This window comes from Marinobacter sp. F3R08 (assembly GCF_018860425.1).
Classification (GTDB): domain Bacteria; phylum Pseudomonadota; class Gammaproteobacteria; order Pseudomonadales; family Oleiphilaceae; genus Marinobacter.
Genome location: NZ_JAHKPI010000015.1, coordinates 229,912 through 251,846, shown reverse-complemented (window position 1 = coordinate 251,846; position 21,935 = coordinate 229,912). Strand labels below are relative to the sequence as shown.

Here is a 21,935-nt window from a genome sequence, read left to right as displayed (position 1 = left end):
CCGGGCCTCATTCGTTCAGTTCACAGATTACGTAAGGCGCGATGATACCCGGCGGCCACTTGAAGAACCAGAGTCCCGGCACCACGTTAAGAACACACCATTCGCTAAGGAGGACACTATGTCATTCAGCGCACTTCCAAAGATCGGCATGGGAACGTTCCGGCTCAAGGGCAATGACGCCCGCGACGCCGTCAAGAGCGCCCTGTCTCTGGGCTACCGCCATATTGATACCGCCCAGATGTACGGAAACGAAGCGGAAGTTGGTGATGGCATTACCTCAAGCGGAATTCCGCGCCGGGAAATTTTTCTCACCACCAAAATCTGGCATGACCAGTTGCACACCAGCGACCTGATCAACAGTTTGCACGACAGCCTCGCGCGGCTGAAGACCGACCACGTCGATCTGGCCCTGATTCACTGGCCGTCACCGGATGATGAAGTTTCCATGAAAGAATATCTGGGCGCCCTGCGCGATGCCCAGCACGAAGGCCTGGCAGAACACATCGGCATTTCCAACTTCACCTGTGCGCAAATGGACGAGGCAAAGGACATTCTCGGTGACGCTCCCATTTTTACCAATCAGGTGGAAGTTCACCCCTTCCTGGCCAATCGCGACGTTGTGGAGCACGCTAAAAAGCTCGGCATCACCGTAACCGGTTATATGCCACTGGCTGTAGGTAAGGTAATGGAAGATGAAACCCTGCAGCGCATTGCCGCTGCCAGAAACGTGACTGCGGCCCAGATTGCAATCGCCTGGGTTGCCTCCAGAGGCGTTGTACCCATTCCTTCCTCGACTCGGCCAACCCACCAGAAGGCCAATCTTGAGGCACTGGAAATTGCATTGAGCGAAGAGGAAATCCGGGCGATTGATGCGCTGGACCGCAACGAGCGGATCGCTAATCCAGGCTTTGCTCCGGCCTGGGACTGAGCCAGAACAGCAATAGCGACAGCCTCCGTCGAAGATCAGGTCCCGTAGTGGCTATTCAGATATGTCAGAATCCGCGCAGATTCAAACAGGCCTTCCCCGGTATTGGGGTCTTCCAGATAAGGCACCTGAACCCGCTTATGCACCTGGAAAAACGCATCCCGCTTGCCACCAGGAATCGGCGTGTAGGGCCCCGGCTTGATGCGCTGCTTCGCCGGCCCAAGCTCTGTCCAGTGCTCCTTGCCCAGATTATGCAGGGTATAGGGAATCTCCAGTTCACAGAGCCGCTCACGCACCAGACGGGAAAACGGACTGCCTTCAAAACTCCACAAATGCAGCGGTTGCTCCGGACGCTTGCCCGGATTCAACCGCAACCCCCGCATAGCGCTGGCGACGGTTGCAAATGATCCCAGGACCGGCTGCCAGACCCGCCCGCGATAGTATGACGGCACCGGCTGCCCGACATACTGACGAAACAGGTACTCGATGATTTCCTCGGATTCGTACATCACCGTCCCCGTGTTCTGATCCGCCAGCAACGGGAACTGTTGCCGGCCTCCCAGCGCTTCCGCCTGGGCCCGGAATACCGCGCCGCCTTGCGGGCAGGGCCGGATGTCCACATCCAGGTTCAGTGCGGTCAGGGCCTCACGAACACGGCGGCAGTATGGACAGCCCTCCATGTCGTAAAGCACGATCGGCTTTTCCGGCTGGGCCACTGCCTTTACCACCAGGCAACCGCGCCAGGCGGACAACGATGAGGTGGCAACCGACCCCAACACATGAACATTGTGAGACAACGTATTCGACATAAAAAAACCTTCTATTGGAGACTCCCCATTATCACGCAACCAGACCATTTTCCATTGGCCTCCGGAACCCTCCCGGTAATTGTGAATTTTTGTCCACCTAACCCCATGATTCACAAAGGCGCTTACATGGCGTCACAAAAGTTCAATACAAACAACGAGTCTACTGCCATTTTTTAACGTCATGTAGAGCTTTTCTGCATAGTACAAACGGACGGGATGGGCTATTGTTGAACTACAGGAACTCGTTGGATGATGATCATGGTAACCCCGGCTATGCAACGCTCTGGAAATACAGAAAAGAAGTGTCTTGAGTTCAGACGTTTTGTGCTGGCATCCCTTGCAGCCCTTGCGGTGCTTGCAACACCCTCCGTTTCTGCCGCCGAGGACGACGAACCAGAATTCTCCGACGATCGCCTCTGGTCCAACCAGCTCCGGGATTATGCGCTCCAGTCCCTTCACAATGAAGATGCCATGGGTATGGCCGCCATTCCACTGAATGGCCCCGGCATCAACCAGTATATCAATGCCGACACTTTGATGAGCCCGGGCTCCATCATGAAACTGGTAACAACCTTTGCGGCCCTGGAGATCCTCGGCCCCAATCACCACTGGGATACAGACTTTCTGACTGACGGTGTCATGGTCGGTGACACACTCAAAGGTAATCTTTATGTACGCTTCGGTGGCGATCCCAAGCTCACCATCGAACGGCTCTGGACAACACTTTCCGAGCTTCGCAGCATGGGGATCACGAGTATTGAGGGCGCCCTTGTTCTTGATGGAACCTACTTTGGAATGGACGACGGTGTTCCATCATTTGAAGACAATGGCAACAATCCCCATGCGCCCTTTCTGGTTGAGCCATCTGCCTTCCTGACCAACCTGAACCTGATCCGTTTCCAGGTACGGGCCGATGAGCGTGGCACGCAAGCCTGGAGTACCCCTTCACTGGGCGAAATCGCCATCGACAATCGTGTGATCGCTACAGCCGAGGGGCGTTGTCCGTCGCGCAGAAGTTTCAAGTGGGAGCCCATACTGCATGAAGACAATCAGGTCACTGTCCGGGTATCCGGAGAGTTACCGCAAGGCTGTCGCACCACTCGATACCTGTCTTTATTGCCGCACGAACAATACAGCGCATCATTGATCCGTTCGCTACTGTCTGACCAAGGGGTAACAGTTTCCGGTGAAAACCGTACCGGAATAACACCAGAAGATGCACGACTGGTGATGAAAACCACCTCGCCAGATCTGGTGACCATGGTCAGGGATATCAATAAGTGGAGTAGCAACGTCATGGCTCGTCAGTTGTTGCTTACCATTGGCGCTGAAAACCGCCTGGAGGACGAGCGTGACGATCGCGCAGCGGGCATCCGGGTGGTCTATGAGTGGCTTGAAGATAAGGGCATCAACACCGCCGGCATGGTCATCGACAATGGCGCCGGCCTCACCCGGCACGGCCGCATTACCGCCCGTCAGGGTGCCCAGATACTGGAGCATGCCTGGAACAGCGCCTACTCGGCAGATCTGATGGCTTCCATGCCCATTATTGCCATGGACGGAACCATGGCCCGCCGGCTTCGCAATACCGGCATGGATGGAGAGGGACGCATCAAGACAGGCTATCTGGAAAATGTAAGATCCATCGCCGGCTTTACCCGCGACACCAACAATACCACCTGGGCGGTGGTTGGCATGGTCAATAACGATCCGGCGTGGAACGGCCAGGGCGTGTTAGACCGCCTTCTCTACTCCCTGCATTTCCGTCCGCCAACAGGGACCGCAATTTCACAGGCTGGCTCTGATAAGCCTGCAACCAGCATTCAATAAAAAGCCCCGGCGATTGCCGGGGCTTTTCGTTCCCTTTCAACCACACCTGAAAACATCGATGCCGACTACTTGCTACGACTCAAACCGTCGCATGGTGGAAGCAGTCAGCTTTCCTGCAAAAGGAGCAATGAAGGTGACCAGCGGGAAGGCAACCGCCCAGGCGACCAGAAATGCGGGCCCCCAGCGGTAGAAGAACCCGCCATCCAGGCCTGTATTGAGGAGCGTAATCACGCCGGACATCAGCACCGACATGATACCGGACATATAAAAGCCAAAGACCAGCTGACGTAGACGTGAAAGCTTCACTCTGCTCATAACTTCTCCTGATAGACATGACAATGCCCGCGCAAGCCCCATCCATATAATCTGGAATGTCGTACACTGCTATGCGGGCAGCCCTGAATCATAATGAGCTTCCAAACTTTTTTCGACACGCATTTTCCCAGAACAGGTAAGCCATGAGTTTCGAAAACAGGAACCTCTGCAATATTCTCAATCTTCCAGTTCTGTTACTGCTCATCACACTGGCCGGCTGCAGTTCTACCAAACTCGCCTACCGATACGCCGATTGGGGCGTCGTCTGGTGGGTGGAGGACTATGTTTCCCTTACCACCGACCAGAAGCAGCAACTCAACAGCGACATTGAGCAACTGCGGCAATGGCATTGCAGTACCGAACTGCCCCGCTATCAGGCCTGGCTGGAGCAACTTCAATCGGATGTATCGGATGGCCCTCCCGATCAGACCACCATCAAGCACCATCAGCAGCAGCTATTCAGCTTTTTCCCCAGCCTTCTTGAGCGCGCAACGCCGGTGGCGGTAAACCTGCTCTCCAGCCTCAATAACAAACAAGTTGAGGAACTGACAGAGAACATGGCGCAGAGCCAGCAGGAAATGGAACAGGAATTCCTGGCCGATTCCCCGGAGGCGACGGCCGAAGCCCGGGCCGAGAGAACAGCAGAGAGGGTTGAGCGCTGGCTCGGCGAACTCAATCGTGAGCAGCGTGACATCGTCCGGCAGTGGTCTGCCAACCGTAGCGGTCAGACTGAAATCTGGCTGCAGGGGCGCAGAAACTGGCAACAGGCACTGCTGACGGCATTGGAGAAAAGAAACGAGCCGACGTTCGAGGCGGAACTGGAATATCTGATCCTGAATTCCGAGTCGGTGCGGGGCGATGCCTACAAAGCCATGATGGCAGAAAGTCGCGTGGCCATGACGTCCCTGATGCATGACCTGATCATTGCCGATGATTCCGCAACACTGGCCCATCTGCAGAATCGCGCAGCGGAGCTCAACAGTGATTTTGAGGTGCTGACCTGCTCGCCAGCCTGATGCCTCCGGTACCGTAAAACGAGGTCAGATGAAGGTTTTCATCCAACCCCGGGCAAACCTCAGACCGTCAGGTAACCACCGTCCGCATTGATGCAGGCGCCGGTTGTGTAACTCGATGCATCAGAGACCAGATACAGCACCGTACCGGCCATCTCAGACGGATCCGCCACCCGCTTCATGGGGATATGGGCCATCGCCTGTTTCTTGATTGCTTCATTAGTGGTCAGAGCACTGGCAAACTTGGTATCGGTAAGACCCGGCAGCAGCGCATTCACCCGGATTTTCTGCTGACCCAGTTCCATGGCAAAGGACTTGGTCATGGAAATTACAGCCGCCTTGGTGACTGAATAGATACCCTGATAGTGCCCCGGATTCACACCGTTCACCGACGCTACGTTAACAATCGAGCCACCGCCAGCTTTCTTCATCATTTGGGCGCCGCGGGCGCACATAAAGAAATAACCCCGGATATTCACATCCACGGTCTTGTTGAATGCGCCAAGATCGGTATCTTCAACTGGCCCGAAATAGGGATTGGCAGCGGCATTATTGACCAGGATATCCAGTTTTCCGTGAGTCTGTTCAATGTGATTCCAGATGCCGTCGATCTGATCCATTTCACCGATATGGCAGGCATAGGCTTCAGCGCTGCCGCCGGCATCCCGGATGCTGCTGGCCACGGCTTCGCAACCGTCAATCTTGCGGCTGCTGACAATCACATGAGCACCGTACTCAGCCAGGGTGCGGGCAATACTCTCGCCAATGCCGCGGCTGGCACCGGTAATCAGCGCAACCTTGCCCGTCAGATCAAACAGATTCTTACTGCTCATTCGTTCACCTCAATTCGCTATCGGAATGTCACCAGGGCGGGGTCATCCGCTTCCAGGTGGCTGTAGTTATTAAAAACGGCCAGGCTGCGTCGGGCACCCGAATACAGGACCCGCGAAACACTGGTATTGGCGATCACCTCGTTCAGGCCCAGCGCCTTGCCATCGTCCAGGCCAAGCAGATACTGGGCGATCACTGAAATCGGTCCGCCAGAGGTGGCCACCAGCACGTCGCCGCCATCAGCGAACTCGATCATCTCTTCGAAGGCAGCAAGAACCCGCGCCTTGAAGTCAGGCCAGGTTTCTTCGTAGTCATGATCAAACTCGCCGGAAGCCCAACGGCGTACTGCCTGTACAAAGGCCTCCTGAAACGCTCTGGCCGGTTTTGGAAACGCCTTGAGATCCCGCGCCATCACCGCACGGTCAGTCCATTCCGGGCGGTAGCGTGCCACAACCGTCGTGTGGTCGAATTCGTTGAAACCTGGAACTACCTGCATATCCGGAAATTCTGCCCCAAACCCGGCGGCAATCGCCTCAACGGTTTCCCGGTGGCGCTCAAGATTGCCACCGAACACTGCCGCCGGTTCAACTTTGCCTTCAAGCCAACGACCCAGCACCCGGCCCTGCTGCCAGCCTGTGGGAGATAGTTTGTCGTAATTCTCTTTTCCGAAACTGGCCTGGCCGTGACGGACCAGATAAATCGTTGCCATTACAGTGGGCTCTCCGCAATCAGTCGCCGGCAGCGAGTCTCCAGGTAATTCGCGGCGTGCCCAAAGGCTGCGAAACGCTTGTCTTTGGTCTGACCATGATAGAACCGGTAATAGATCTGCTGGATGATGACTGCCAGCCGGAAAAGGCCATAGATCTCATAGAAATCAAAGTTATCTACCTTGAAACCCGACTGTTCCATGTAATACTCGACCACCTCCTTGCGGGTAAGCATTCCCGGCCGATGGGTAGGCTGTCGGCGCAGCATCTGGAACGGACCTTCGTCATCGCCCTCGATCCAGTAGGCCAGACTGTTGCCTAGATCCATCAGTGGATCACCTATGGTTGCCATTTCCCAGTCCAGGACACCGATGACCTCAAACGGGTTATCCGGGTTCAGTACCACATTGTCGAACCGGAAATCGTTGTGGATCACCACCTGGGCAAGGTCCTGTGGCATCTTGTCGTGGAGCCAGCTCATCACCTGTTCAAAGTCCCCCACATCTTCCGTGCGAGCCTTGCGGAACCGGTCACTCCAGCCACCAATCTGGCGCTGAACGTAGCCCTCGCCCTTGCCCAGTTTATCCAGCCCTGCCGCTTTGGCGTCGACACGATGAAGATCCACCAGCTTGTCGATGACGTTCAGGCAAAGCTTTCGGGTATCGGCTGCACCGAGCTCAAAATCCTTCGGAAAGTCCTGCCGCAGGATAATGCCCTTCAACCGCTCCATCACGTAGAAATCGCATCCCAGAACGTCGTGATCATCGCAGATAGCGATAATATCCGGCACGTAAGGATAGACCGGTTTGAGCGCCCGCATGACTCTCGCCTCTCGCAGCATGTCGTGCGCAGACTTGGCAATCTTGCCGAACGGGGGGCGACGTAAAACATAGGAGCGCTCGCCATAATCCACCTGATAAGTCAGGTTGGAAGCGCCGCCCGGATACTGGCGAACCGCTGGCTCGCCTTGCAGGCCCGGGATCGCCTGTTTCATGAACCGGTCCACAGCCCCCGTATCCAGCTCCTCACCTTCACGGATGTCCACGGCCTGGTCGATCTGGGTCATTCAGGACTCTCCTTTTGATTCTTCAGTTGGAGACAGCGTCTCATCAATGCTATCAGGCCTTACCACCACCCATCTTGCTTATCCAGCGCTTGCTTTCCTGATGCATCAGCCAGTCGAAAGCTTTGGGCGCATGGCGTTTTAACATCCACATGCGGCGCTCTTTGGCATGGGGCAACACCCAGAAGTTCTTGCCTTCAACCGAGCGGAAAATATCTTCTGCCACATCTTCTGCCGTTATACTGGACCGCTTCATCAGCTTGCTGACATTCTGCTGAATACCGGGAAGGTCCGAACGCATCGTACTGGCAAGGTTCGTCTGGAAGAACGCCGGGCATACACAGCTCACGTGGATACCGGCATCCCGCAATTCCTGGCTCAAGGTTTCGGACAACGCAATGACCCCGGCCTTGGTGACATTGTAACTGTCCATCAAAGGCGCCAGCATCAGCCCGGCCATGGAAGCAACATTCACAAACGCTCCGGAGCCCTGTTGCTTGAACTGCGGCGTGAACGCCTTGCAGCCCCGAACCACACCCAATACGTTAATATCGAGAATCCACTCCCAGTCGGCCATGGTGGTGTCTTCAATAGAACCGGCAGAGGCAACACCCGCATTATTAACCACCACATCGACGCCGCCCCATTTCTTCACCAGGTCGTCCCGGACCTTCTCGAAATCGGTTAGCCGGCGAACATCACACTCAACGAAGTAGCCTTCGCCACCGGCCGCGTTGATCTCATTCTCGACACCAACGCCCTGCTCCGGGTTGATGTCGCCGATGCAGACCCTGGCACCCTCTTTGGCATAGCGCAGTGCAATGGCACGACCAAGGCCGCTGGCGCCTCCGGTTATGAATACTCTCTGAGTCATCAGTGCTTCCCTGTTGTTATCTCGCTAGAAACTGAAACCGCCTCCGAAATACGATGGAGTTGGCGTTAACCTTTATATTTTCGAAGCTCCAGCCTCGCGACCATAGCCCGATGCACCTCATCCGGGCCATCCGCCAGGCGCAAGACACGAGCATAAGCGAACAATTGTGTCAGCGGGAAGTCATCATCACTGACCCCGGCACCGCCGTGAATCTGAATGGCCTGGTCAACAATGGTCTGCAGCATCGACGGGATCACCGCCTTGATCATGGAGACCTCCTGGAGCGCCCCGGTGATACCTTTGGTATCCAATGCCCAGGCACATTTCAGCGTCAGCAGACGCGCCTGCTCAATGGCCATTCGAGCATTGGCAATGATGTCAGGATTCCCCCCCAGCTTGGCAATCGGTCGCCCGAAAGCCTCGCGGGTGGTCGCACGCTTGATCAGAATCTCCAGTGTGCGCTCCGCCGCACCGATAGCCCGCATACAGTGGTGAACCCGGCCCGGCCCCAGGCGCCCCTGGGCAATCTCGAACCCGCGCCCCGGACCGGCGATGAAGGCACTTTTGGGCAAACGTACATTATCGAACACCACCTCGCCGTGGCCGTATGGCTCATCGTATGCACCGAATACCGGCAGCATGCGTTCCACTTTCACACCGGGTGTATCCAGTGGCACCAATACCATGGAGTGACGACCGTGCTTGTGGGCGTTCGGATCCGTCAGGCCCATGAAAATAGCCACCTTACAATCGGGGTGCCCGATCCCGGTGCTCCACCATTTGCGACCGTTCAGAACCACTTCGTCACCGTCAACAACCGCCGAGGCCTCCATGTTGGTGGCATCCGAGGAGGCGACGGCAGGCTCTGTCATACAGAAGGCGGAGCGGATCTCACCGCTCAGCAGTCGGGGCAGCCACTCGGCTTTCTGCTCCTCAGAACCGTAATGAATCAGCACCTCCATATTGCCGGTGTCCGGGGCATTGCAATTGAAGATCTCCGGGGCAATAAAGCTGCGCCCGGTTTCTTCGGCAATCAGGGCATAATCGGAGTTAAGCAGACCACAGCCGTATTTTTCGTCCGGAAAAAACATGTTCCAGAGCCCCTGGGCCCTGGCCTTTTCCTTCAGTTCCCGGATGATCGGAAGTACCACCCAGCGATTATCCAGGGAGGCAAGCTCCTTGTGATACTGCTCTTCGATGGGAAAGATCTCATCCTTCATGAACTGTTTCACGCGGTTGAGATAATCCTGGCCTTTCTCGGAAATATTGAAATCCATCACCGTCTCCTCGCTAACGATTGCACGCTGGCGTGCACGGATTAATCACGCTGGGGACAGTCTAGGGAGGGTCAAACTATTACGCGACTGAATTATTCTTATCATTTATTATTAATCATACTTATTTAAAGTCATCCAAGAAACGGACCCTGACAATGGCCCTCAATCGCCTGGACCTGAACCTTCTGCATGTCTTCGACACCATCTACCGCGAAGGCAGCCTGACTCGCGCCGCCAGGGCGCTGCACCTGACACAGCCGGCCGTGAGCCACTCGCTGTCCAGGTTGCGGGAGCATTTTGATGACCCCCTGTTTACCCGCCAGGGCAATCAGATGGTGCCAACGCCGCTGGCGAGGCGGTTTCTGGAAACCATGCGACCGGGGCTCACCCAGATTCAGGGTGCGGTAAACCAGTTTCATGCCTTTGATCCGGCCACCCAGCGCAAAACCTATTCGCTCGGGTTGCGGGATATCCTGGAATCCACGTTCCTGCCACGTCTGATGCAACGTCTGGAGGTTTACCCGGAACTGGAGATCGTCAGCCAGCGGATTGCCCGGCGCGACATGGAGACACAACTGGCGGCGGGAAAACTGGATTTTGCCGTGGATGTGCTGTTGCCGGTCAGTAACCAGACCTCTCACGAACTCTTGCAACGTGACCGACTGGTTGTCCTGGCCCGGGAGGGCCACCCACTGGCGGAGGCAACGCTGGATATGGAAGGGTATCTGTCCGCGAAACACGTCCTGGTATCATCACGCACAGAGGGACCTGGTATCGAGGACTTTGAGCTTTCGAGGCTGGGCGTCCAACGCAGTATCCGGCTGAGGTGCCAGCATTACTATGCCGCCTGCAGGGTTGTAGAGAGTTCGGATCTGTTACTGACCATGCCGGAAGCGTACGCCCGCATTATCGCGGAGCGGGCCAACATCCGGATCATGAACCCGCCCGCAGACCTGCCTTCTCTGGACGTGCACCTGTACTGGCACAAGGCCTATGAAAAAGAACCGGCACTGGTCTGGTTCCGGGAGCAGTTGACGGCCATTACTAATACGCCCCCACAACCGTAAGGAATCCGAAAAATCCGATCGCTGTAATGCCAAGAGAGGCCAGGACAATACCAAGCCCCCACCACACGGCGGCGGCGTCGGACAGCTCAACACCATGCCCCCTGAGGGTTCGGTAGAACGCCCAGGGGCCCAGAACGAACGCCCCCACCACCGCAAAGACCAACCCCACACTGATTCCGGCAAAGGTCCAGGTGGCCAGAACCGTTGCCCGATCTTTCACCTGGTCCGTTACGCCATGATGCTCCAGAAATTTCTTGCAGAAAAACCAGATCAGAGCGAACAGAGCGACAACAAATACCAGACCGCCGACAATGGTTATGATTCGATAGAGCAAAGTGTTCTTCCAGTCAGATTAAAGGCATTTCAAGCCAAAGAGTGATTCGAATTGCGTATTCGGCCCGACAGACCGGCCTGTTTCGGGCCACTATAGCCCCGAAGCCATTCTGGACGAAACCACTTTCCGGTGAAAGAAAGACAAACGGTGGCATCCCCTGTTTACATGACTAAACTGGGACTTGTCTTTTATACGTGTCTGTCCCCAAAAGGAGTTTTCCGAATGGCCCAATCTACTCGTATCGCAGTCACCCCCGGCGACGGCATAGGCCCCGAAGTGGTGGCTGAAACTGTGCGCTGCCTGGAAATCCTGCGCGCGAAGCACAGCCTTGACCTGGAGTGGACCCGCTTCCCGTGGCCCTCCCATGCGTGGCATGAGGAGCACGGAGAATCCATGCCGGCGGACGCCCTTGAGCAGTTAAAAGCATACGATGCCATTTTACTGGGTGCTCTTGGCGATCCGGGCCCGATGGATGACCCGAACCGTTACCTGCTGCCGGACAGCATTTCCCTGGCTCCGCTTCTTGATATGCGTAAGGGGTTCGACCAATGGGTTTGTGAGCGCCCGGCAAGGCTTCTCCCCGGGGCCAGACAATACCTGGCAGATGAGCGAGCCCGGGACATCGACATGCTGGTAATCCGGGAAAATTCCGAAGGCGAGTACGTCAGCCAGGGTGGCCGGTTACGCAAAGGCACGCCGGATGAAGTAGCAACCCAGATGGAAGTGTTTACTCGCAAGGCCACAGACCGGATCATCCGGTACGGCTTTGAACAGGCCCGAAACCGCGCGGCAGACCGGGTAAGCGAAGGACGAACACGCAGCTTCCGGACACTGGATGGCCGGACCTGCGAGAGCCAGGTATGCCTGGTCACCAAGCGTAATGCCCTGCGCTATTGGGGCGACATGTACACTGAGGCCTTTGACGAAATCAGCAAAGAGTACCCGGATGTCGCCACCCACCACGAACTGGTCGACGCAGCGTGCATGAAGTTCGTACAAAGCCCCTGGGCGTTTGATGTGGTGGTGGCAAGCAATCTTCAGGGGGACATTCTGACGGACCTGGCTGCGGTCCTCTCAGGGGGCATGGGCGTTGCACCCTCCTGCAACCTGAACCCGACGGATCCGGACATGCCCTCCATGTTCGAGCCCACACACGGCAGCGCCCCGGATATCGCCGGACAGGGCCTGGCAGATCCTACCGCCATGCTATTCACCGCCGCCCGCATGCTCGACTGGCTGGGCCGTAAAGATCCTGCCATCGCAGCGGCTGGCAAAGAGCTGTTCGAGGCAGTGGCTGCGGATCTCGCCGAAAACCCGGGCACACGGCGAGGCACCCACGAAATCGGCTCAGCTATCTGCCAACGGCTGTCGTAGCAAAATCAGGCTACTGGTCGGCCATGACAAACTCGAGCCGGCCAGAAGCCACTCTCACGTCGAGGGGCACCATGCCAAACATGCGCTGGGTAAAATCCGTTTCATCAAGCCGGTAAACTGGCATGGTTTCCAGCATCTGGGCAACAAGTCGCATCACCGTATCGGTAACAGGCTTGAGATCCCCTTTGAAGAACGGTGAGTCGATACTGCTTTCCAGTAACTGAAGCCTTCTGATGAAAATGGCCTTTTCTGCACTGTCGTAGACTGGTGCACCCTCTACCTTGAGGGCTATATCAACGGGCAGCTTCGCCATTAGCGCATTCAGAGCAACCTGCCCTCTCACATCGATCACGGCAACATCCCGGCCATCCGGCCCGAGGGTAATGTCTGCGTCGCTCAGACTCAGACTCAACGGTGAACCGCTGCTCAACTGGCTACGATCAAACTCGCTCACCACATCCTGGAGATGCCGCTCCAGTTCGCCTTCGGAAATCGAATAGGGCGACAGGCTGGCACAGCCGCTGGCGACAGCCACTGCCAGAACCAGCAGCGCCCGGAAACCGTTCAGAAGTGTTCTATTCATTTTCAGCCCTGGCCTCAACATGAGGCGTAAGAGTGTCATCAAAAACCACACGTAAAAGAATGGGTCGACAGCAGACCTGGCAATCCTCGACATACTCCTGCTCCGGCACCGACGGGTCGACGCTGATATCCAGCGTCTCCCAACAGTACGGACACTGAATCAATACCGAATCCAGGGCTGACATGGCATCACCTCAGAACTGTTGTTTAGCCATCCATGGGATCACACGATCGAACGCCTCTTCCAGTTTCTCACAGGTGGTGGAGAAACTTATCCGTACAGCGTTGGTACATCCCTCCCCGAAGGCGTCGCCCGGAACCATGCATACGCCGGTTTCCTTCAGCATCCGCAGGCACAGGTCTGAACCATCCACGTGGGGCGGCAGTTCCGGAAACGCGAAGAAGGCACCTCCGGGTTTGTAGCCCGTCATGTAGGGAGTCTGATCTATAAGCTCAACCACTTTATCCCGGCGCTCACGGTAGATGTCCACCATGTCGCGTACACATTGCTGGTCACCGGTCAATGCGGCCACACCGGCAAACTGGGAGGGCGTATTGGCTACCGAGGTAGTGAACATGTGATAACGCCGAAGAGACTTGATGGCAGCCTGGCTGGAAATAACCCAGCCGACCCTCAGCCCCGCCATGCTGTAGGTCTTCGAGAAACTGCTGATGCACATGATGTTGTCCAGATCCATCGAGCAGTTCAGCACGCTGGCGAAATCCTCTTCATCAAAAATCATGTGATCGTAGACTTCGTCGGCGTATACCTGGATACCCCTGTAGGCACACTCTTCGAGAATGGTTTCCACCGTAGTGCGCGGGTAAACAGCCCCGGTCGGGTTGTTGGGGTTATTCAGGATGAGCGCGAAGGTGCGTGGGCCCATGGCCCGGATAACCTCATCGGGATCCAGCTGATGGTTGTTGTCCGCCCGGGTCGGTACGAATTTTACTTCACCGCCATTCATCCGGATCAGGGGTGCATAGAGCAGGAACGACGGATCCGTCACGATAAACTGCCGGCCCGGCGCTGAGGTGGCAGAAATAGCCAGGTACATGGCTTCTGTGGCACCGCTGGTGATCAGGATATTGTCCCGGGTCAGTTTCCGGTTATAGCGCTTGCCATAGTAGTCGCGCAGAGCTACCAGTAGCTCTGGCAACCCGGCATCCATGGTGTAACCGGTCTGTCCCGCATTCAGTGCATCAATGTAGGCATCAATCACGTGCTTGGGCGTTGGCAGATCCGGCTGACCGATGGAAAGATGAATAACATCCTTCATGGTGGCCGCCATGTTCACCATGCGCCGAATGCCTGGCACCGGGATAGCCTGCATGGCAGGGTTCCAACTGGCCTTGGTTTTCCGATATTTCACTCTGCGTGGTTTGTCCTGACCAGTTTCTTTGTTGGCGCCTTCTGCCATAAACACCTCCTGCTAACGGGGCAAATAGAATCTACTCCTGCAGGTTAGTCAGTATGAAAGTGCTCTACAAGACAAAACGTAATAAAGATGATGTACGTGAAAGTACCGGCATCACCGCCGTCGCGAGCAAATCTGTTGCTTCGCAAGTTGACCCGACAAGGCCCGCCGACCAGACTGTAGATACCCTTCACGGGTGATCATCAGTCACACTACTAAGGCGGAGGCTCAATGACTCAACACAGCAAACCTGTTGTTACCGTTCTCACCGCGCCGGGGGAACAGGAACCTCCGGGAATGGACGCTCTCAGGGCCCGCGCGGAAGTGCGCTTCGCCTGTGACGAACAGACCCTGCGGGATACTCTGCCCGGCACTGAAGTCATGATGGTAACCGACTTCCGTACCGAAGCCCTGGCCGCAGCCTGGCACACGGCAGACAAGCTGAAATGGATCCACGCAACCAGTGCCGGAGTCGACGCATTGATGTTCCCGGATCTGATCAAAGACGATGTAACCGTTACAAATGCCCGCGGCATTTTTGACCGCACCATTGCCGAATACGTGCTTTGCACCATCCTGATGTTTGCCAAAGACTTTCCGAACTCCATCCGGCTGCAGATGCAGCATCAGTGGAAGCACCGGGATACTGAACGGGCAGAAGGCAAGCAGGTTCTGGTTGTTGGCGCCGGTTCTATCGGTCGCCAGATCGGCCGCCTGGTTCGCGCGGCCGGATTGAAGGCCCACGGCATTGCCCGTAAACCGAGAAACGACGATCCGGACTTCGTGGCCGTACACGGCAATGACGATCTTTACGAGCAGCTGGGGCACGCAGACTATGTTGTTATTGCCGCCCCGCTGACCCCCCAGACCGAAGGCCTGTTTGACGAAAAAGCCTTCAAGGCGATGAAAACATCAGCCCGTCTGATCAACATTGGTCGCGGCCCGATCGTCAAGACCAATGATCTGATCTCAGCCCTTCAGAACGGTGAGATTGCCGGGGCCGGCCTCGACGTTTTCGAGGAAGAGCCACTGGCAGAAGATCATCCTCTATGGGAGATGGAGAACGTCACAATGACAGCCCATATGGCCGGTGACTTTATCGGCTGGAAGCGGGCACTGACAGACCAGTTCCTGGAGAACTTCGATCGTTGGCACAAGGATGAGGCGCTGTTCAACCTGGTCGACAAGGAGCTGGGGTACGCGGGCAGGAATTGATGACCAGAAAGGGGGAGCCTTAAGGCTCCCCGGAATAACCCTTTTTGATCAGTGGTAGATAGACGCGGAAGAGTAACAGCAAGCCCGGGCATCGGGCTTAAGAATGGTTCAAAAGCCCATTAGCCCAAGCGTGCTGAAATCTATTATCAACCATCAACTACTGGAATCTCAGGCAACCGTTTCAGCTGCCCGACAATGAGGTTTCGGAAGGATCAATTTCCATCTGCTGGATCGCAATCACAGCCTGGGTCCGGTTACGAACCCCCAGTTTTCGGAATACGGCTGTGATATGTGCCTTGATGGTCGCTTCCGAGACGTCCAGATCGTAAGCAATCTGCTTGTTGAGAAGCCCTTCGGCCAGCATACCCAGCACACGAAACTGTTGTGGGGTCAGAGACGCCAGTTTCTCCGAAAAATCCGTGGCATCCGAATGCATCTGCTCGATCTTGTCTGCCACACCATCAGGCAACCAGACATCCCCTTCGAGAACAGCCTGAATTGCCTCGGTGATGGTCGGCAACGGCGCCGACTTCGGAATGAAGCCAGAGGCACCATAATCAATCGAGCGGCGCATTACCTGCAACTCTTCCGATCCTGACACAACCACCACCGGCAATCCCGGATACTGCCCCCGCATGAATACGAGCCCCGAGAAGCCGTGGGCACCCGGCATATTGAGATCCAGTAAAACAAGATCCGCATCCGGGTGCGACTCTACCGCCGCCTGCAATGCCTTGATGCTATCAACTTCTACCGTCTCGGCATCCGGCACCGCCTGACTGACCGCCTGTTTCAATGCTGCGCGAAACAGCGGGTGATCATCAGCGACGATAATTGTTTGTGCCATTCAACAGATTCCTTACAGCTACATGGCCTGATAACACACAGGCGTTACTGATTCGCACGACCGCTGATCAGGTCATCCACTACACCTGGATCTGCCAGCGTGGAGGTATCACCCAGCTGATCATGCTCGTTTGAAGCAATCTTACGCAAAATCCGACGCATAATCTTGCCCGAACGTGTTTTTGGCAGGCCTGGTGCCCACTGGATCACATCGGGAGACGCAATCGGACCAATCTCCTTGCGAACCCACTGGACCAACTCTTTCTTCAGTTCATCCGATGGCTCCTCTCCATGAACCAGGGTGACGTAGACGTAGATGCCCTGCCCCTTGATTTCATGCGGATAGCCAACGACTGCCGCTTCAGCCACTTTATCATGGGCAACCAGAGCACTTTCAACTTCGGCGGTGCCCAGACGGTGGCCCGATACGTTCAGAACGTCATCGACACGTCCGGTAATCCAGAAGTAGCCGTCCTCATCACGACGTGCGCCGTCACCGGTGAAATACATGCCCTTGTAAGTGCTGAAGTAGGTCTGGGCAAAGCGCTCATGATCGCCATAAATGGTGCGCATCTGACCCGGCCAGCTGTCCAGGATAACCAGGTTGCCCTCGGTCTTGCCTTCAAGGATATTGCCGTCGTTATCCACCAGCGCCGGCTGAACACCAAAGAACGGAACCGTTGCCGATCCGGGCTTCAGGTCAATTGCTCCGGGCAGGGGTGAAATAAGGATGCCACCGGTCTCGGTCTGCCACCAGGTGTCCACAATCGGGCATTTGCTGTTACCGATAACCCGGTGATACCACTCCCAGGCTTCCGGGTTGATTGGCTCACCTACGGAACCCAACAGTTTCAGGCTCTCACGGGTGGTACCGTTCATGCAGGACTCGCCTTCGGCCATCAGGGCGCGGATAGCGGTCGGAGCGGTGTAAAGGATGTCCACTTTATGCTTGTCAACTACCTGCCCCATGCGGGAGCTGTCCGGGTAGTTGGGAACGCCCTCGAACAGAACAGAGATGGCGCCATTCGCCAGCGGACCGTACAGGATGTAACTGTGGCCTGTAACCCAGCCGAAATCGGCAGTACACCAGTAAACATCACCTTCGTGGTAATCAAAGATGTACTCGTGGGTCATTGACGCATAGACCATGTAACCACCGGTGGTATGCAGAACACCCTTGGGCGCGCCGGTAGAACCGGAGGTATACAGCATGAACAGGGGATCTTCCGCGTTCATGGGCTCCGGTGTGCAGTCTGCAGACGCAGACTTCATCAGATCCTCATAACGCACGTCCCGGGCCTCGTTCCAGGGCACTTCTGAGTTACCAGTACGGCTCACAACGACCACTTTCTCAACATTAGCGGCCTCTTCGTTTTTCAGGGCCGCATCCACATTCTTCTTCAACGGAATCTTGCGGCCACCACGAAGCCCTTCATCAGCGGTGACAACGAAACGCGATTTACCGTTAACAATCCGGGCTCCCAATGCTTCAGGAGAGAAGCCGCCGAAGACAACAGAATGGATGGCACCAATGCGCGCGCACGCCAGCATTGCAACAGCAGTCTCGACAATCATCGGCATGTAGATGGTAACAACATCGCCTTTCTTCACGCCCAGACCTTTCAGGACATTCGCAAACTTACTGGTTTCCTCGTGCAGCTCGCGATAGGTGACGTTGCGTGAATCGGCAGGATCATCGCCTTCAAAGATGATGGCGGTCTGGTCGCCACGAGTCTCCAGGTGCCGATCCAGGCAGTTGGCAGACGCGTTCAACTGGCCATCTTCGAACCACTTGATGGACAGATTATTGTAATCGTAGCTGGTGTTTTTTACTTTGGTGTAGGGTTTGATCCACTCAAGGCGTTTGCCGTGTTCACCCCAGAAAGTGTCCGGGTCTTCAACTGACTGACGATACATTTGTTCATATTGTTCCCGGTTCAGCAGTGCCTGTTTCGCCACTTCCGGGCTTACCGGATATACCTGTTTATCAGTCATTGTGCTCCCCCTTTAGTCAGAGTCTGTTGTCATTGTCGGTTTTGGAATTCAGACGTTAGGGCCTCTCCGGCCCTTTAGACGGATAGCGGTAGTTCACCATGTGAGCCACCACACAATGAATTAGACTAACGTCCTAATCAGCCTGAACTTTTAGCCAAAAAGGGTCGATAACCTGCAAGAAAACAACGATAAATTGCGCCGAACGAGAAGCTTCTCTAATGATAGTTCGATTGAAGCCAATGGCAAATCGGGAAGGGAGACCGGCCTGTAGAACAAGGCCCGGCTACTGCAGCCGGACCCGGGAGTTCACGCTGCCTTTTTACGAGCCTTGGCAGAACGCAGGCTGTATACCTTACGCTCTTTGAGAGCGTATCGGTTGAGCCCTGCAAGGTGAATCTTGCGTAGATAGACCGCCCAGTCAATCTGCCGGGCATCTACCGGAAACAGTACTTTGTCCAGCTCCCCCATTCTCGTCGCCAAAGCCAGCAATTCGTCGTTCCGGAAGATATAGTCGGGCGCAGTGTAGAAACCAAAGATAGTTGCAAGCGAACGGGTGGTATCCAGATTCCGAAGCACTTTCAACTCACGGTTCTGTCCGAGCATGCGCAAGACCTTCCCGGTAATGCTCAGGGGAAGGCGCACCCCACCGACAAAGGCATTAAACAGCCGACGGTTAACCGCAATAAAGGGCTTGGTCGGCTGCCGGTAAAACAACTGGTCGTATTCCTCGAAGTTCACTCTCGATTCCGCCATGAGGTGATCGATGAACTGCCCCAGGGAAACCGGGTTGGAGCTGCCGCTGCAGCACTGGTATATCCGGTGACGCGGAGCATCAGCAGCAGCTTCGGCGGCCCCCAGAATGATAGCGTTGGCCACCAGATCAACGGGGATGACATCAATAATCCCCGAGCGTTTACCCGGGAACACCGTAACTTTTTCCCGGGCATAAGCGAGGATAATGGCGTCCGCCACCTTCACCCCTTCAATCCAGCCAGGTGCCGGCTCTTCAATTGCGCTTTCAATAATAGAAGGACGCACAATCGTGAGCGCACGACCGGAAAGGGCCTTGAGCAGAAGTTGCTCACCCAGCCACTTGGTGAAAGTGTAAGTGTCACTCCAGCCATACCGGTTGGCCTCACTGATGCCAAGATCAACCAGTTTCTTTTCAAGCATTTTCCCCGAGTACCGGGACCGGACATCAGCAATTTTGTCTTCCAGTAGCCTGACCAGTTCCTCAATCTCGTAGTAGCCCTCCGTGCTTCGGGGAATGGGCTCACCCGCCGGCTTGATCACAGATTCGGTAATCTGACCCGAATTCATTCCATTCACATAGCAGGTAGAAACCTGGAGAACAGCCATTTCGGTGTTCTGACGGGCGAGTTCAGCGACGTTCTCGAGGCATCGGGTATTGATCGTCAGAGCTTTATCGAGCTCTTCTCGGAAATTCACACTGGCGGCAGAATTGATCACCACGTCCAGACTACCTGCCAGCCTGCGGAAATGGTCACTGGGCAGCCCAAACAACGGCTCAGTCACTTCTCCCGTAATGCAGTGAACACGCTCTTCTATAAAGGTTTCGAAGGCTTCGTTGTCGTGCTGACGCAACCGGTCAAAGACCGACGAGGTGGCAATCTCCTCAAAAAATCGCTCTCGGGCATTGGGGTGGCGTTTGTTACCGCGGATTAGCAGGTGAATGGCGCCAATATCAGGAACGGCACGAATCAGCTTTTCGAGAACCACCTTGCCGAGAAAGCCGGTCGTTCCAGTAATCAGGACATGCTTGCCCGAGAGCTGCTCAAGTACTTTTGATGACGCTCCGGGATTCAGCTGCTGTGTTGCCATGGGAGAACTCCTTCTCAACTCAATTCATCGCCGGCATACACCTGCCAGCGGGGGAAAGTTTGCGAATCAAGTACGACAGATTCACTGCATATTGCGGGCCACGACTTAGATTTATGTTCAATCTTTGCACAACTCCGGTGACAGAGTGGTGACACACAGCAAAGTTACGCGACAAAAAGCACTGTTGAAATGGAGGAAAAGAATGCAGGTTTTTCTACCAGTCAGGAGTGGCCCTGATTATTGCCCGAGAGAGACTGGAGAAGCTGATCCAGTGAAATATCCGCAGGCTGCTCCTTCAATACCCGAACCAGACGCTCCTGTTCACCAAAGCTGACACGGTCGTAACAGGGTTCGCGAGACAACAGGTGCGTCGGCTGCGGGATTTCTGATTCAGATCTGGGGGGCGAAACCTGATCAGCCAGATCACGGAGGTGGTCAGCCAGGTGTTTCTTGTGTTCGAGATCAAGGGTCTCCCACCGCAATGACCCTAATCCAGCCTGGACAATCTCAATGGCATCGCTGTCCAGCGTGCTCCCCAGCAGTGCAAAAAGCCGGGTGAATGCCTCATAACGCAGCAGTGGATCGAACGGCGCCTGACCGAACACAGCCTCAATCTCACCCACGGCATTCAGGCATCGATCCTTTTGAGCCTGAGCCCCATTAATGGCTGAAGGCTCTGACCTGGTCAATTTGCTTTGCGAGCTGGCCGCTTCTCTCTTCGACACTCTGTGCCAGTAGGCCGCAATACCAGCTTTGCGTCTCGGCAAATGGGACAGTCGCACATTCATCATATCTGCAAGGGTATGGAACTGACGGCATGACGGATCCGAAACCGGGAGAAGCGCAACTGGCCGCTGGTTGAGAACCGATTGACGAAGGGTTTCGTCCCGCCAGATTCCCCCCATATAGTGAAGCGATAATCCGAGATGGCGCTGTGCAGCAGCATCCAGACGCTGAAACACAGACCGGGCCTGACTGGCTCCCTGGGCCATATTCACAAGAATGCTTGGCGCCCGGTTATAGCCTCTGCGACGCAGAACCTTGATCAGCGAAAAAGCGTCCGTCAGAGAGGCCGGATCCGGAGTCACCACCAGACAGGCCAGTTCTGTAGCCGCAATCATATGCAGCCCGGCGGCCTGCAAACCGGCGGCAGTATCGGTGATGACGTAATCGTAGCGATTTTCAAGGTTATGGAGTGCCCGAAGCATCCGGAGACTCTCAGCTGGCCCCATGTCCATACATTCCTGAACACCCGAGGCCCCGGGAACAATGTGCAGACCGTAATCAGCCTCAAGAATCACGTCGTCCAGCCGACATTCTCCGGACATCACATTGGCAAGGGTCTTTGTGGGATACAGGCCAACCATGATGCTGACATTGGCCAGATCGGTGTCGCCGTCCAGTAACAGGACCCGGTTTTCCTGCCTCGCCAGCGTAAGTGCCAGATTAAGGGCGACCGAAGTCTTACCCACCCCACCCTTGCCTCCAGAGATGGCGATGGTACGTGGCTGGTTCGGATTATGCTGGACAGGTTTTCTGGCGTTCATCACCGGCAATCTAGGTCTCTGATTTTTCAGTATCGGGCGGTTCAACCTGTATAAATTCTACATATAGCTTT

Annotated in this window: 21 protein-coding genes; 6 read left to right on the top strand and 15 right to left on the bottom strand. The window is 55.6% G+C overall.

Annotated features, from left to right (window positions below; all coding sequences use genetic code 11):
* Positions 1 to 118 precede the first annotated feature (118 nt).
* Positions 119 to 928 carry a 2,5-didehydrogluconate reductase DkgB gene (gene dkgB, locus KO499_RS10230; protein ID WP_215983639.1) on the top strand — a complete coding sequence of 270 codons (810 nt, stop codon included), beginning with the start codon at positions 119 to 121 and terminating at the stop codon, positions 926 to 928.
* Positions 929 to 963: 35 nt separating this feature from the next.
* On the opposite strand, the gene KO499_RS10225 is transcribed toward dkgB, so the two are convergent.
* Entirely contained in the window at positions 964 to 1,734 is a 771-nt protein-coding gene (locus KO499_RS10225) for a glutathione S-transferase N-terminal domain-containing protein (RefSeq protein WP_215983638.1), read from the bottom strand.
* Positions 1,735 to 2,007: 273 nt separating this feature from the next.
* On the opposite strand from KO499_RS10225, the gene dacB reads away from it, so the two are divergent.
* On the top strand, positions 2,008 to 3,564 hold the full coding sequence (gene dacB / locus KO499_RS10220) for a D-alanyl-D-alanine carboxypeptidase/D-alanyl-D-alanine-endopeptidase (RefSeq protein ID WP_215983898.1): 1,557 nt from the start codon (positions 2,008 to 2,010) through the stop codon (positions 3,562 to 3,564).
* A gap of 72 nt (positions 3,565 to 3,636) precedes the next feature.
* Here the strand turns inward: dacB and KO499_RS10215 are convergent, their stop codons facing one another.
* Positions 3,637 to 3,879: a DUF2798 domain-containing protein gene (locus KO499_RS10215; RefSeq protein ID WP_215983637.1), complete on the bottom strand. Its 243-nt coding sequence runs from the start codon at positions 3,877 to 3,879 to the stop codon at positions 3,637 to 3,639.
* A gap of 143 nt (positions 3,880 to 4,022) precedes the next feature.
* Here KO499_RS10215 and KO499_RS10210 point away from each other — a divergent pair, with 143 nt between their 5' ends.
* Positions 4,023 to 4,895 carry a DUF6279 family lipoprotein gene (locus KO499_RS10210; protein WP_215983636.1) on the top strand — a complete coding sequence of 291 codons (873 nt, stop codon included), beginning with the start codon at positions 4,023 to 4,025 and terminating at the stop codon, positions 4,893 to 4,895.
* Positions 4,896 to 4,954: 59 nt separating this feature from the next.
* Here KO499_RS10210 and KO499_RS10205 read toward each other — a convergent pair whose 3' ends face one another.
* The 5 genes from KO499_RS10205 to KO499_RS10185 all read right to left on the bottom strand — a co-directional run bounded on the left by KO499_RS10205 (position 4,955) and on the right by KO499_RS10185 (position 9,644).
* On the bottom strand, positions 4,955 to 5,725 hold the full coding sequence (locus KO499_RS10205) for an SDR family oxidoreductase (protein WP_215983635.1): 771 nt from the start codon (positions 5,723 to 5,725) through the stop codon (positions 4,955 to 4,957).
* Between the two features lie 17 nt (positions 5,726 to 5,742).
* Entirely contained in the window at positions 5,743 to 6,432 is a 690-nt protein-coding gene (locus KO499_RS10200) for a histidine phosphatase family protein (RefSeq protein ID WP_215983634.1), read from the bottom strand.
* Positions 6,432 to 7,496 carry a phosphotransferase family protein gene (locus tag KO499_RS10195; RefSeq protein WP_215983633.1) on the bottom strand — a complete coding sequence of 355 codons (1,065 nt, stop codon included), beginning with the start codon at positions 7,494 to 7,496 and terminating at the stop codon, positions 6,432 to 6,434. The genes KO499_RS10200 and KO499_RS10195 overlap by 1 nt, the downstream gene beginning before the upstream one ends.
* Positions 7,497 to 7,548: 52 nt before the next feature.
* The gene (locus KO499_RS10190; protein WP_215983632.1) at positions 7,549 to 8,367 is read right to left on the bottom strand and encodes an SDR family oxidoreductase; all 819 of its coding nucleotides are present in this window, start codon (positions 8,365 to 8,367) and stop codon (positions 7,549 to 7,551) included.
* Between the two features lie 65 nt (positions 8,368 to 8,432).
* A complete protein-coding gene (locus tag KO499_RS10185; protein ID WP_215983631.1) occupies positions 8,433 to 9,644 on the bottom strand; it encodes an acyl-CoA dehydrogenase family protein in 1,212 nt (403 codons plus the stop codon).
* A gap of 155 nt (positions 9,645 to 9,799) precedes the next feature.
* Here KO499_RS10185 and KO499_RS10180 point away from each other — a divergent pair, with 155 nt between their 5' ends.
* Entirely contained in the window at positions 9,800 to 10,711 is a 912-nt protein-coding gene (locus KO499_RS10180) for a LysR family transcriptional regulator (protein ID WP_215983630.1), read from the top strand.
* On the opposite strand, the gene KO499_RS10175 is transcribed toward KO499_RS10180, so the two are convergent.
* On the bottom strand, positions 10,689 to 11,045 hold the full coding sequence (locus KO499_RS10175; RefSeq protein WP_215983629.1) for a hypothetical protein: 357 nt from the start codon (positions 11,043 to 11,045) through the stop codon (positions 10,689 to 10,691). The genes KO499_RS10180 and KO499_RS10175 overlap by 23 nt on opposite strands.
* Before the next feature lie 222 nt (positions 11,046 to 11,267).
* Between KO499_RS10175 and KO499_RS10170 the strand changes: the two genes are divergently transcribed.
* Complete coding sequence (locus KO499_RS10170) at positions 11,268 to 12,419, top strand: isocitrate/isopropylmalate dehydrogenase family protein (RefSeq protein WP_215983628.1); 1,152 nt, start codon at positions 11,268 to 11,270, stop codon at positions 12,417 to 12,419.
* 10 nt (positions 12,420 to 12,429) lie between these two features.
* Here the strand turns inward: KO499_RS10170 and KO499_RS10165 are convergent, their stop codons facing one another.
* From KO499_RS10165 to KO499_RS10155, 3 genes are read right to left on the bottom strand one after another with little or no spacing between them, the layout of a single operon-like run.
* Positions 12,430 to 13,002: a DUF1439 domain-containing protein gene (locus tag KO499_RS10165; protein ID WP_215983627.1), complete on the bottom strand. Its 573-nt coding sequence runs from the start codon at positions 13,000 to 13,002 to the stop codon at positions 12,430 to 12,432.
* Entirely contained in the window at positions 12,995 to 13,186 is a 192-nt protein-coding gene (locus tag KO499_RS10160) for a CPXCG motif-containing cysteine-rich protein (protein WP_215983626.1), read from the bottom strand. The genes KO499_RS10165 and KO499_RS10160 overlap by 8 nt, the downstream gene beginning before the upstream one ends.
* Positions 13,187 to 13,195: 9 nt before the next feature.
* The gene (locus tag KO499_RS10155; protein WP_215983625.1) at positions 13,196 to 14,422 is read right to left on the bottom strand and encodes a pyridoxal phosphate-dependent aminotransferase; all 1,227 of its coding nucleotides are present in this window, start codon (positions 14,420 to 14,422) and stop codon (positions 13,196 to 13,198) included.
* A 228-nt stretch (positions 14,423 to 14,650) separates the two neighbouring features.
* Between KO499_RS10155 and KO499_RS10150 the strand changes: the two genes are divergently transcribed.
* Positions 14,651 to 15,634, top strand: coding sequence for a D-2-hydroxyacid dehydrogenase (locus tag KO499_RS10150; RefSeq protein ID WP_215983624.1), 984 nt, complete (start codon positions 14,651 to 14,653; stop codon positions 15,632 to 15,634).
* Positions 15,635 to 15,815: 181 nt separating this feature from the next.
* Here KO499_RS10150 and KO499_RS10145 read toward each other — a convergent pair whose 3' ends face one another.
* The 4 genes from KO499_RS10145 to KO499_RS10130 form a co-directional block, all read right to left on the bottom strand.
* Complete coding sequence (locus KO499_RS10145) at positions 15,816 to 16,481, bottom strand: LuxR C-terminal-related transcriptional regulator (protein ID WP_215983623.1); 666 nt, start codon at positions 16,479 to 16,481, stop codon at positions 15,816 to 15,818.
* 44 nt (positions 16,482 to 16,525) lie between these two features.
* Positions 16,526 to 18,475 (bottom strand): acetate--CoA ligase, encoded by a 1,950-nt coding sequence (gene acs / locus KO499_RS10140; RefSeq protein WP_215983622.1) that lies wholly within the window; start codon positions 18,473 to 18,475, stop codon positions 16,526 to 16,528.
* Positions 18,476 to 18,781: 306 nt separating this feature from the next.
* A complete protein-coding gene (locus KO499_RS10135; protein WP_215983621.1) occupies positions 18,782 to 20,317 on the bottom strand; it encodes a fatty acyl-CoA reductase in 1,536 nt (511 codons plus the stop codon).
* Positions 20,318 to 20,538: 221 nt separating this feature from the next.
* A complete protein-coding gene (locus KO499_RS10130; RefSeq protein WP_215983620.1) occupies positions 20,539 to 21,864 on the bottom strand; it encodes a MinD/ParA family protein in 1,326 nt (441 codons plus the stop codon).
* Positions 21,865 to 21,935 lie beyond the last annotated feature (71 nt).